The sequence below is a fragment of the Runella sp. R5_40 genome (assembly GCF_057652295.1).
This window is the reverse complement of the sequence record NZ_JBYFCH010000040.1, coordinates 15267-28773: the sequence shown is the minus strand read 5'-3', so window position 1 is coordinate 28773 and position 13507 is coordinate 15267. Positions and strand designations below refer to the sequence as shown.

The window sequence follows — 13507 nt, the reverse complement described above, 5'->3', positions numbered from 1 at the left end:
AAAGCACCCCGCACAACATCAATAAAAAAAGTTGAAGAGTTTGTTTCATAACTTACTTGGTAAATGGGTTGAAAAATTGAGTAGGGTATTGTTGATAGCTTGATTGCAGTTGTCGGGTTTGGCGATTGATGTCCTGTATTTTGGCATCGTACCATAGCCATATAAAAAGCAAGCCCAGGAGAAGCAGCAACAAAATGGCAATCAGCCACAGAATTGATTTGGTTGGAGTCAGTTTATTCATGGACGTCTGAAATAAGCAGTGCAATGCTCCATGAATTTGTTCATCTTCCCAATTTTGGGGCGTGACAAAAGCGTGACAAGCCTGTGACAAAATAGCTACAAAAAAATAAACCCCTGTTTGACAGGGGTTTATAAAACAACTCAATCACCTTCGCCTTAAAAGGCTAAATACTTTCTATCAACTCTTCCAAACTCGTTTGCTCAGAAAGTTGGAGCTTTTTTCGCAACCTACTTTTGTATTGACGGATGGTATCCGACCCAACGCCCAAAGCCGTAGCCATTTCGTTGTTGGAAAACTTCAGTTTTGATAACACCACAAATCGAATTTCGGCGGGACTCAATTCTGGGTATTTGGTTTTTAAGCGAAGCAAATAATCGGTATGCACTTTATCAAAAAGTCGCCGAAATCTATCCCATTCCTCTTCCCTGAGCAGTGTAACTCTCTGCAATTGATTGATGATTTCCGCGTTTTCTTCACCCGTCTTTTGGGCTAAGGTTTCAACCAGTTGATTGTTATCCATCAATTTCTTCGCAAAGCCGTTTAGTTCAACAGTGGCTTCGTCCAGCTCTTTTTGCGCTTGCTGCAAAGCTGCTTCTTTTTGCTTCGCTTTGTGAGATTGCCAACGATACACCCACACCGCCGCTATCATCAGTAAAACCACCATTACAATCAGCGCATTGCGGATAAAAAGGCTCACACTTTTCTCATGTTCGAGTTTTAAAACCTCTGCTTTGTGGATTTCAAAGTCCGTCTTTTGTTTGGCCCGCATGATTTGAAGCGCATTAAATTGACGCGAAAGGCTATCTCTGATGATCAAGGCCGAGTCCAGATACACCGAAGCTAATTTATTGTTACCCTTAGCCGATTCCAAACGAGCCAGCTGCGGGTAAAGCAGCTCAAAACGCTTGTATTGCCCCGACAAAATGGCACATTTTTTAGCCTTGCTCAAGTATTTTTCAGCTAAAGCCACATCCCCCTCATCCAAGGCAATCGCCCCCAAAGGAGTAAGCGACCCAACCGCCAATCCGTAGTCTTTGAGAACCTCAATCGCTGATTGCGCATCCAACTCCAACAAGGGTTTCGCTTTTTGGTACTGCTTCGTCAGGTAATAACTATACCCAATATTTCCGCTCGAAATTGCCTTCCATACCCCTTTTTCAAAGCAACTTGGCTCATAAAACTCGTACGCTTTTTGAAAATAATAATTGGCTTTGTCGTATTGCTTCAACTTTTGATAACACAACCCAAGCGTGTTAGCCGTATGCGTTAATTGCCTTTTACAATCCTGCGTATAAGGTGGCACCGTCAAGGCCAACTCTAGGTACTTGATCGTAGTCAGATAGTCCGAAAAAAAATAATACGCTTCTCCGATTTTGTAGTAGTACAACAACTTATCGGGAATTTCGATGTCGGGAGTATTGGCCAACAGCTCCGCTAGTTTTTCAAAGTGGATAAACGCCTGTTCGTAATTACGCACAGCATTGAAATAAATAATCCCGTATAAATATTCCAGTTTGATTTCCAGCCATCGCCACTTTTTTTCTGTATTGAGCTGATACACACTATCAATAAAACCCAACGATTGCTTAGTAAATTCTGAATGATAGAAATAATCTCTATGGATTAAAATATTCGTTTCTACGGCTAATTCTTCGTCGCCTGCTTTTTCGGCTATTTTTTTGATGTTTCCAACGTAGGCTTGATACTGCTTGACAGTAAGCCCGGGAGGATTTCCATTATCCAGGTCAAACATGGTCGGAAACCGTTGGGCGTAGGTCTTGTGTAATAGGTAGTTATAATTCAGTTGTCCCAAGCCATTGAACGACAGTAGAACGAATAACAGGTACACGAGTTTTTTCATTGTTAACAACTTCCAATTTATCTACACGCAAATGTAAGAACAGACACCTATAAAAAAGTCCTGTGACGATATTTTCACAGGACTTTTGGTATATTATCTACTTACATTCTCTTACTCCACTTTCACCACTTTCAGCGTCGCTTGCTGGTTAGCCGTCGAAACCTTCAAGAAATATATACCCATCGTCAATTCACTCACCCCAAATTCCTCTTGGTGGGTATTGGTTTCGGGTACAAATTGTCGGCTCAAAACTTCACGGCCTGCGGCATCCGTCAATGCCGCTTGCACCACTTGCCCCTTGCTCTCTTGCACTTTCAAGCGAAGCGTATGCGTAACGGGGTTGGGAAGAACGGTGGCGAAAGACACGTTATCAGTTATCTGTTTTCCGTTATCCGACCCATTGCCGTGCGACGGTCCGACCCTTGCTCCTTGCCCTTTGCTTTTTGCCACTTGCCCACTGCCATTTGCCCCTTCTCTCGCTGCTCCAACCCCTACCCCGTCTTTCGACTGGATTCGGAACCAATACTCTTGGTAGGCTAACACGTTGCCTTGAGGTTTACGAGTTGATGGATAAATGCTACCCCAGCCTTTTTGATCCCAGTAACGAATGCCTAACTTGTACAACCCTTTCGGCAAACCTGCATCATAAACGTTACCGCCTGCACCATTATCTTGGTAAAAACCGTAGGCAGGATGGTTTTGAGCATACAATTCTGTCCAGCCCTCTCGGTTGGCGTACATGAAGTAAGGCGCATTATTTTCGTGCGTGTTGAAAGAACGAATCACCCCCATTTCTGGCGTCGCCAACATGTCGAAGGTCAGCGAACCGTCGGTATTTAATCCACACGCTTCTACGTTGATCGTCCAGTAACGAGGTGCCATTTTATTGGCATTTTCTACGTAATACAAAGTCGGATTCACTTGCGTGCTTTGTTCCAATTCAGGGCCACCATCTCGGGTGATGAACTGACTTGACCACGCCGAACGGTCGTTGGTTTTTATCGCCGATTTAGATTCACCAATGTTGATCAACGTCACCACAAACGCATTCCAGTACACATCTTTGCGAATACTTTCCGCACTTTGACAACCACCTTCAAAAAGACACTTCGCCCAATACGTCTGCTTCGTCACGTTGCTGAATGCTACCTCAAAACTGGAGGCCGTTACACCCGTGTTCCAGAACGTTTGGCTACCTGCGGGACAGTTCGCCGAGATTCTCACCGTCGTGCCTGTACAGACAATGTCTTGCGAAACGGTAACCGCAGGGGCGACGTGAATTGGCGTCACTGTGAATGTCACCACATTACTCTTCTCACTCACACAGCCATTTTCCGTCTGACAACGAGCGTAGTACGAAGTCGTTTCCAAAGGTAAGCTCGCAGGCAAACTTGACAAGGCTACATTTGTGCTGGCATTGTACCAAACCGTCCGCAAACTTCCGCAGGACGATTGGCCACTGAAACTTGAGCCACTGTTGCAACTGCCCGTCGATGATAACGATACCGTTGGTGCCGATGGAATTACGACCAATTTTAACCGCATTAACCCAGATTCACTTTCTACACACGATGCAACTCCTCCCGATTGGCGACAACGTACTCGGTAATTGTGGTACTGATTATCCACCAAGCCAACGGGTACACCCGCGCTGTACTCGCCACCGTCCACCGAATAAAGCACTACTTCATTTGTCCCACAATTGGTAGTAAAACTAAGTGGTATATTCACCAAACTACACACTTCCTTGGTCTCTCCCACTGCTACACTCACACCGTCCACTAGCATTGTTACATTTTGCGGTACGGTTGAACGATAATTAATCGTCAATTCAATCGGATTCGTGTAAGTTACTGAATGATTGGCATCACAGGCTGCTTGGTAGCGATGGGGTTGGTTATTGGACAATTGGGAAACTGGGGCATTGGGTGACCAGTCACTCCACGCATTGCTTCCCACTTGGCTGCGCCATACAGGAGTACCTACTACGCATCCACTCGAAACCGTAAACTGCAAACTATTAACTGGATTCGCATCCGTATCGCAGAAAGTTTGAGCGTTACCTTCGTTTAAGGTTTGTTGTAATGTCGTCAACGTAATCGTAGGTTTGCTTATCACCGTTACCGTAAACGAACACTCCGTCGTTTGGCCATTCGCCGCCGTCACTTTGAAGGTATTGGTCGTCACGCCTACGGGATATAGCACTCCCGTTCCAAGACCTGACGTCTGGGTCGTTACGGCACCTGCACAATTGTCGGTGCCCACGGGTGCAACGTACGTCACGAGCATACCTTCATAGACTACACTATTCGCGGGGCAAGTAATTTTAGGCGCTTCCGTATCAGTGACCGTTACGGTGAATGAACAACTTGTCTTTTGGCCGTTTGACGCCGTTACTTCAAACGTATTTGTCGTGATTCCTACGGGGAAAGCTGCCCCAGAAGCCAAGCCTGCCGTTTGTGTTGTTGTCGCACCTGAACAGTTGTCGCTGCCTACGGGGGCGGTGTATGTTACCACCGCGGAGCATTGACCCGCGTCGTTGCTAACGCTGATGTTGGCGGGGCAGGTAATCTTAGGCGCTTCCGTATCGGTAACCGTTACGGTGAATGAACAACTTGTCTTTTGGCCGTTTGACGCCGTTACTTCAAACGTATTGGTCGTTGTGCCAACGGGGAAAGCTGCACCAGAAGCCAAGCCTGCCGTTTGTGCCGTTGTTGCACCTGAACAATTGTCACTGCCTACGGGGGCCGTGTATGTTACTACCGCGGAGCATTGACCCGCATCGTTACTGACACTGATGTTGGCGGGGCAAGTAATCTTAGGTGCTTCCGTATCAGTGACCGTTACGGTGAATGAACAACTTGTCTTTTGGCCGTTTGACGCCGTTACTTCAAACGTATTGGTCGTGATTCCTACGGGGAAAGCTGCCCCAGAAGCCAAGCCTGCCGTTTGTGCCGTTGTAGCACCTGAACAGTTGTCACTGCCTACGGGTGCGGTGTATGTTACTACCGCGGAACATTGACCCGCGTCATTGCTAACGCTGATGTTGGCGGGGCAGGTAATCTTAGGCGCTTCTGCGTCGGTGACCGTTACGGTGAATGAACAACTTGTCTTTTGTCCATTCGCCGCCGTTACTTCAAACGTATTTGTCGTTGTGCCAACTGGGAAAGCTGCGCCAGAAGCCAAGCCTGCCGTTTGTGTTGTTGTCGCACCTGAACAGTTATCGCTGCCTACGGGGGCAGTGTAGGTTACCACCGCGGAGCATTGACCCGCGTCGTTGCTGACACTGATGTTGGCGGGACAGGTAATCTTAGGGGCTTCAGTATCGGTGACTGTTACGGTGAATGAACAACTTGTCTTTTGTCCATTTGCCGCCGTTACTTCAAACGTATTGGTCGTGATTCCTACGGGGAAAGCTGCGCCAGAAGCCAATCCTGCTATTTGTGCCGTTGTCGCACCTGAACAGTTGTCGCTGCCTACGGGTGCCGTGTATGTCACCACCGCGGAGCATTGACCTGCATCATTGCTAACGCTGATGTTGGCAGGACAAGTAATCTTGGGTGCTTCTGCGTCGGTGACCGTTACGGTGAATGAACAACTTGTCTTTTGTCCATTCGCCGCCGTTACTTCAAACGTATTGGTCGTTGTGCCAACTGGGAAAGCTGCACCAGAAGCCAAGCCTGCCGTTTGTGTTGTTGTCGCACCTGAACAGTTGTCACTGCCTACGGGGGCGGTGTATGTCACCACCGCGGAGCATTGACCTGCATCATTGCTAACGCTGATGTTGGCGGGACAGGTAATCTTAGGCGCTTCAGCGTCGGTGACCGTTACGGTGAATGAACAACTTGTCTTTTGGCCGTTTGACGCCGTTACTTCAAAGGTGTTTGTCGTGATTCCTACGGGGAAAGCTGCCCCAGAAGCCAAGCCTGCCGTTTGTGTTGTTGTCGCACCTGAACAATTGTCGCTGCCTACGGGGGCCGTGTAGGTTACCACCGCGGAGCATTGACCCGCGTCGTTGCTAACGCTGATGTTGGCGGGACAGGTAATTTTAGGTGCTTCCGCGTCGGTGACCGTTACGGTGAATGAACAACTTGTCTTTTGGCCGTTTGACGCCGTTACTTCAAACGTATTTGTCGTGATTCCTACGGGGAAAGCTGCCCCAGAAGCCAAGCCTGCCGTTTGTGCCGTTGTCGCACCTGAACAATTGTCGCTGCCTACGGGGGCCGTGTAGGTTACCACCGCGGAGCATTGACCCGCGTCGTTGCTAACGCTGATGTTGGCAGGACAGGTAATCTTAGGGGCTTCCGTATCGGTAACCGTTACGGTGAATGAACAACTTGTCTTTTGGCCGTTCGCCGCCGTTACTTCAAACGTATTGGTCGTGATTCCTACTGGGAAAGCTGCCCCAGAAGCCAAGCCTGCCGTTTGTGTTGTTGTCGCACCTGAACAGTTATCACTGCCTACGGGGGCGGTGTATGTCACCACCGCGGAGCATTGACCTGCGTCGTTGCTGACACTGATGTTGGCGGGGCAAGTAATCTTAGGTGCTTCCGCATCGGTAACCGTTACGGTGAATGAACAACTTGTCTTTTGGCCGTTTGACGCCGTTACTTCAAACGTATTGGTCGTGATTCCAACTGGGAAAGCTGCCCCAGAAGCCAAGCCTGCCGTTTGTGTTGTTGTCGCACCTGAACAGTTATCACTGCCTACGGGGGCGGTGTATGTCACCACCGCGGAGCATTGACCTGCGTCGTTGCTAACGCTTATGTTGGCGGGGCAAGTAATCTTAGGTGCTTCCGCATCGGTGACCGTTACGGTGAATGAACAACTTGTCTTTTGGCCGTTTGACGCCGTTACTTCAAAGGTGTTTGTCGTTGTGCCTACGGGGAAAGCTGCGCCAGAAGCCAAGCCTGCCGTTTGTGCCGTTGTCGCACCTGAACAGTTGTCACTGCCTACGGGGGCCGTGTATGTCACCACCGCGGAGCATTGACCCGCGTCGTTACTAACGCTAATATTCTGGGGACAAGTAATCTTAGGTGCTTCTGCGTCGGTGACCGTTACGGTGAATGAACAACTTGTCTTTTGGCCGTTTGACGCCGTTACTTCAAAGGTGTTTGTCGTTATTCCTACTGGGAAAGCTGCCCCAGAAGCCAAGCCTGCCGTTTGTGTTGTTGTCGCACCTGAACAGTTATCACTGCCTACGGGTGCCGTGTATGTTACCACCGCGGAGCATTGACCTGCGTCGTTGCTAACGCTAATATTCTGGGGACAAGTAATCTTAGGTGCTTCTGCGTCGGTGACCGTTACGGTGAATGAACAACTTGTCTTTTGTCCATTTGCCGCCGTTACTTCAAACGTATTGGTCGTGATTCCTACGGGGAAAGCTGCCCCAGAGGCCAAGCCTGCCGTTTGTGCCGTTGTCGCACCTGAACAGTTGTCACTGCCTACGGGCGCGGTGTATGTTACCACCGCGGAGCATTGACCCGCGTCGTTGCTAACGCTGATGTTGGCGGGACAGGTAATCTTAGGCGCTTCTGCATCGGTGACCGTTACGGTGAATGAACAACTTGTCTTTTGGCCGTTTGCTGCCGTTACTTCAAACGTATTGGTCGTTGTGCCAACGGGGAAAGCTGCACCAGAAGCCAAGCCTGCCGTTTGTGCCGTTGTCGCACCTGAACAGTTGTCACTGCCTACGGGTGCCGTGTAGGTTACCACCGCGGAGCATTGACCCGCGTCGTTACTAACGCTAATATTCTGGGGACAAGTAATTTTAGGTGCTTCCGCGTCGGTGACCGTTACGGTGAATGAACAACTTGTCTTTTGGCCGTTTGACGCCGTTACTTCAAACGTATTTGTCGTGATTCCTACGGGGAAAGCTGCCCCAGAAGCCAAGCCTGCCGTTTGTGCCGTTGTCGCACCTGAACAATTGTCGCTGCCTACGGGGGCCGTGTAGGTTACCACCGCGGAGCATTGACCCGCGTCGTTGCTAACGCTGATGTTGGCGGGACAGGTAATCTTAGGCGCTTCTGCGTCGGTGACCGTTACGGTAAATGAACAGCTTGTCTTTTGTCCATTCGCCGCCGTTACTTCAAACGTATTTGTCGTGATTCCTACGGGGAAAGCTGCGCCAGAAGCCAAGCCTGCCGTTTGTGCCGTTGTCGCACCTGAACAGTTGTCACTGCCTACGGGGGCGGTGTATGTCACCACCGCGGAGCATTGACCCGCGTCGTTACTGACACTGATGTTCGCGGGGCAGGTAATCTTAGGCGCTTCTGCGTCGGTGACCGTTACGGTGAATGAACAACTTGTCTTTTGTCCATTCGCTGCCGTTACCTCAAACGTATTGGTCGTTGTGCCTACGGGGAAAGCTGCGCCAGAAGCCAAGCCTGCCGTTTGTGCCGTTGTCGCACCTGAACAGTTGTCACTGCCTACGGGTGCGCTGTAGGTTACCACCGCGGAGCATTGACCTGCATCATTGCTAACGCTGATGTTGGCGGGGCAGGTAATCTTAGGTGCTTCCGCGTCGGTGACCGTTACGGTGAATGAACAACTTGTCTTTTGTCCATTCGCCGCCGTTACTTCAAACGTATTGGTCGTTGTGCCAACGGGGAAAGCTGCGCCAGAAGCCAAGCCTGCCGTTTGTGTTGTCGTTGCGCCTGAACAGTTGTCACTGCCTACGGGGGCCGTGTAGGTTACCACCGCTGAACATTGACCTACGTCGTTGCTGACACTAATATTCGCAGGACAAGTAATCTTAGGCGCTTCCGCGTCAGTGACCGTTACGGTGAATGAACAACTTGTCTTTTGGCCGTTTGACGCCGTTACTTCAAAGGTATTTGTCGTTGTGCCAACGGGGAAAGCTGCACCAGAAGCCAAGCCTGCCGTTTGTGCCGTTGTCGCACCTGAACAGTTGTCGCTGCCTACGGGGGCCGTGTATGTTACCACCGCGGAGCATTGACCTGCGTCGTTGCTAACACTAATATTCGCAGGACAGGTAATCTTAGGTGCTTCTGCGTCAGTGACCGTTACGGTGAATGAACAACTTGTCTTTTGGCCGTTTGACGCCGTTACTTCAAACGTATTGGTCGTTGTGCCAACGGGGAAAGCTGCCCCAGAAGCCAAGCCTGCCGTTTGTGTTGTCGTAGCACCTGAACAGTTATCGCTGCCTACGGGGGCAGTGTAGGTTACCACCGCGGAGCATTGACCCGCGTCGTTGCTAACGCTGATGTTGGCGGGACAGGTAATTGTTGGGGCTTGGTTATCGCCTACGGTCACTGTCACACAGTTACTAATGGCTTCACAAGCGACCCCATTTAACGTAGAAATAGTCACACGTCGATAGTACGTCGTTTGGCTTAATGGTGCAGGCGGATCGTATGTTGATGCTGTTGCATCCGCGATGGTCGAAAAACCACTACTGCAATTGGTGGTACTCTTCTCCCAGCGGTAGGAAATCGTACCAGACCCTGACCCATTGGTCGTTGAGCTAAAATTACTAGGATCACCCGCTGCGCAAATAGTCTGATCACCAGAAATACTGCCTGCGCTTACCGAGGCTACCGTAACAGTTACACAATTACTCACCGCCTCGCAGGAACCACTGGCTGTACCATTGAAAGTGGCAATCGTTACTCGCCGAAAATAAGTCGTTTGGCTTATACCTGCAGGTGGATTATACGTCTCTTCTGTTGCACCCATAATTGAGCTAAAGCCGCTACTGCAATTTGTGGTACTGCTTTCCCAACGGTAGGTAATGGTTCCCCCATTGCTCGAACCAGTAACACTACTGGTAAAAGCAACTGGGTCACCCCCTGAGCAAATCGTCTCATCGCCAGCAATCGTTCCTCCCTGCGGATTGAGCACCACAATGACTATACAATCTGGGGCAATCGCTTCACAAGCGACCCCATTTAACGTAGAAATGGTAACCCGACGAAAATAAGTGGTTTGAGTAATACCAACGGGAGGGTCATAATCTGCACTCGTTGCGCCCATGATAGGGGTCAATCCCGTAGCACAATCCACTGTACTACTTAACCAGCGGTAAGTAATCGTACCACTGCCCGAACCGAGATTAGTAGAAGTAAGCGGTGTTGGGTCACCGCCACGACAAGCTACCTGATTACCAGCAACATCACCTCCACTTACATTATTAATGATCACTGTTGCACAGTTACTAATGGCTTCACAAGCGACTCCATTTAACGTAGAAATAGTCACACGTCGATAGTAAGTCGTTTGGCTTAATGGTGCAGGCGGATCGTACGTTGATGCTGTTGCATCCGCGATGGTCGAAAAACCACTACTGCAATTGGTGGTACTCTTCTCCCAGCGGTAGGAAATCGTACCAGCCCCTGACCCATTGGTCGTTGAGCTAAAATTACTAGGATCACCCGCTGCGCAAATAGTCTGATCACCGGAAATACTGCCTGCGCTTACATTATTGACATCAACCGTGGTAGTTTGCGCCAAGCCACTGATGACACAATTATTGGCATCCGTGATTTGAGTAAGGTTAAAATGGGTAGTACCCGTAAAATGAGTGCCTTCAGTTCGCGTAAGAAACACGGAGCCACTTGGTACATCATTGTACGTTATCCCATTGACTACAATATCAAAAGGCCCCGTGCCCGAAGGGGAAGTGAAACTAAGTTGAACACTACCTCCTGCGCAAATAGTCGTTGCGTTGCTACTGATATAACCAGTAGGGCTGAGACTGGAAGTATTACTGGCATAAACGTTATCATTATTGGTATAAGTGCTGTTATCGTCATCGGCAGTATTGCCGCTAAACGTCACATTACACATCGTCACCGCTGGGTAGTTAGTAGTCCCTGGTGCTGGATTTCCACCATTATGGGTCAAGTTGAATACAAAAAATGCCCCGCCGTAACCTTTGGCACCGTTATTTCCTCTGGTTGCATTATTATTGTTAAAACTGACGCCATTTAAACTCAAGCGACCACTCGCCACAAAAATAGCCCCACCAGCACCCATACCTCCACCTCCACTTCCATCTCCACCATTACCGCCACCAAAGCCGCCTGCGGCATTCATAAGGCCCCTGCCACCGCCGCCGCCAAAGCCACCAGGCCCCCCTATATTACCACCACCACCGCCGCCGCCAAAGCCACCAGGCCCGCCGACTGTGCCACTACCACCGCCGCCACCAAAACCACCATTACCACCGCCTGTGCCACCACCACCGCCGCCGCCAAAACCACCATTACCACCAGCTGTACCACGATTTCCACCGTTGCCAAATATAGAGATTCCGCCGTTGGTACCACCACCATCATTCCCGCCATTGGTTACACTACCTCCAGCACCGCCCCCATTTCCTAACACACCACCTCCACCACCATCATAGAACGTAAACCCGTGGAGGACAATAGGAAAAGCACCGCCATTGCCACCCATACCACCACCACCATCTACTGAACCTGTACCATTACCTCCCACTGCTCGGTTGTTGCTAAGATTTACATTGATTAAACGTAATTGAATACTACCGGTGCCCCCTTCTTTACCTTCGTGCATAAAGATAGCTCCACCCGCACCCATACCTCCTCCATTACCATCACCCCCTTTGGCGTAGCCATTGGCCAGGGTAAGGTTTTGAATGGTAATGGTACCATTTTGTATCCAAAAAATACGTGAGGTGCCACCTCCGCTAATTGTCAGATTTGCTACGCCTAAACCATTGATGCTAATATGATTCGTAATCACCAAAAAGGGACTAATGACCGTAATGGTTGACCCATTGGATACCGTAAAATTAATCTGATGCGGGGTAGCCGCCGTTGCACTTGCATCTGCATTGGCACTAAGAATGGCTTGGCGAAGAGAACCTGCACCACTGTCATTGGTGTTGCTCACCGTAAAGGTGGCCGCATGGGCAATTCCAAGCAGACTAGCCCACAGAGCAAAAATTAAGACACTTCTTTTCATAATTAATTGATTTTAAGCAAATTATTTTTGGCATGCCGTAATCGCATACGTCGATCAAACCTTCATTAAGTGTGTTTAGGAAATGGCTTCTGGGTATAGGTGAGCTTTCGCCAAAGCCATTCCAAAGGCCCTTGTCGGTAATACTTCAGCCAGAGGTTGCTGTAGCCAACTTGACAAACATAGATACCGACCGCGACAACCAGCGATTCGAGCAGGGTCAGCCGCCCCGACAAGCCTAGGCCATAGCCGTAAAAAAGTCCCATGCACAGCAGGGTTTGCATCAGATAATTGGTCAGACCCAACCGACCCGCATTGGCAATCCAACCGAAAACACGATTGGGGTATTGGTTAAAAAGCATCGCGAGTTCAATCAGATAGACCACCGTCAACAAAGGAGTTCCCAGAAAATCGGCCAGTGAAAAAATCAAGGGTTCGTAGGGCAAAGAGTTGACCATAGGCAGGTGAACTCCCAAAACGGGCAAGCTGGCGACCGCTTTTAACATCAGCCCCATTGGAAATAGCCAAAAAGCCGTTCGTAAAAATTGATTTTTAACTTCGGCCAGTCGGCTAAACAGTTGTAGTTTTCCTGCCATCAAGCCCAATAAAAACATTATCTCGTAGTGCAAGTAACCAGCAAAACCGTGCTTGAAAGCCATGACATGCAGCATCACCACCCCCAAACTTTGCAGGCTCATCACCTCCCAAACCGACCCCTTTTGCCACGTAGCGACTACCTGCATGACGACCGCATCGAACTGTTGCTGACTGGACGCTTGCTCGGATGGCGTAGAGGGAAACGCCAGGGTCTGTACAGTCTGAAGCACGACACCCAAAACAGCCAGTCCAATGACCCATTTGCCCAACACGGCAACCGGCTTTTTACTAAAATAAAGCAATGTAAACCCTAGCAACGCATACTTGTGCAGGACGTCGCCAAACCAGAATATAAAAGCATGAAGCAACCCCAAAGCCAACAGCACCCATAAACGTCGTTTGAAAAACCGATTTGTATCCAGTCCCGCGTGGGTATTCTTTTTGCTCATCAGGTAAAAGCCCAGCCCAAAAAGAAAACTGTAAATCGTATAAAATTGCCCTTTTATCAACAACTGAACGAAAAATTGGGCGGGCGCGTAGGTATCTGGCTGGTCTAACCCCAGCTTATATACTTGCTCGGGACGGAGCAAGGCAAACAACGCATAGGTCTGTACGTTAATCAACAAAATACCCAACAGGGCTAGTCCCCGAATAAAATCAATCGTGACTACACGATGTGAGAGGCTTGGTTTCAACATGGAATTCACCTGCAATTAATTTAGAGTTTCTCATTGAGACAGGGCTCTTCATAACTGCCATCCACGTTGGTATAAAACCTGTTGCAAAGGAGGTAAATAAAAGACCCGTTTTTCGGACACAAAGGTCTGACCAAGCCCAAAAAAGGATGGTAAATCAGGTTG

Annotated in this window: 4 protein-coding genes; all 4 read right to left on the bottom strand. The window is 49.3% G+C overall.

What is annotated here, in order from left to right; all coding sequences use genetic code 11:
- Positions 1 to 209: hypothetical protein (locus AC23N5_RS30705; RefSeq protein WP_487758456.1), on the bottom strand; the 209-nt coding region annotated here is incomplete at its 3' end.
- A gap of 195 nt (positions 210 to 404) precedes the next feature.
- Positions 405 to 2102 carry a tetratricopeptide repeat protein gene (locus tag AC23N5_RS30700; RefSeq protein WP_487758455.1) on the bottom strand — a complete coding sequence of 566 codons (1698 nt, stop codon included), beginning with the start codon at positions 2100 to 2102 and terminating at the stop codon, positions 405 to 407.
- A gap of 111 nt (positions 2103 to 2213) precedes the next feature.
- Positions 2214 to 12053, bottom strand: a complete 9840-nt coding sequence (locus AC23N5_RS30695) for an HYR domain-containing protein (RefSeq protein WP_487758454.1) — start codon at positions 12051 to 12053, stop codon at positions 2214 to 2216.
- A gap of 65 nt (positions 12054 to 12118) precedes the next feature.
- A complete protein-coding gene (locus tag AC23N5_RS30690; protein ID WP_487758453.1) occupies positions 12119 to 13345 on the bottom strand; it encodes a DUF418 domain-containing protein in 1227 nt (408 codons plus the stop codon).
- Positions 13346 to 13507: the final 162 nt, after the last annotated feature.

Bases quoted from the DNA above. Each gene is read 5' to 3' on its own strand.
- AC23N5_RS30700 (WP_487758455.1), bottom strand. From the start codon at position 2,102: ATGAAAAAACTCGTGTACCTGTTATTCGTTCTACTGTCGTTCAATGGC.
- AC23N5_RS30695 (WP_487758454.1), bottom strand. From the start codon at position 12,053: ATGAAAAGAAGTGTCTTAATTTTTGCTCTGTGGGCTAGTCTGCTTGGA.
- AC23N5_RS30690 (WP_487758453.1), bottom strand. From the start codon at position 13,345: ATGTTGAAACCAAGCCTCTCACATCGTGTAGTCACGATTGATTTTATT.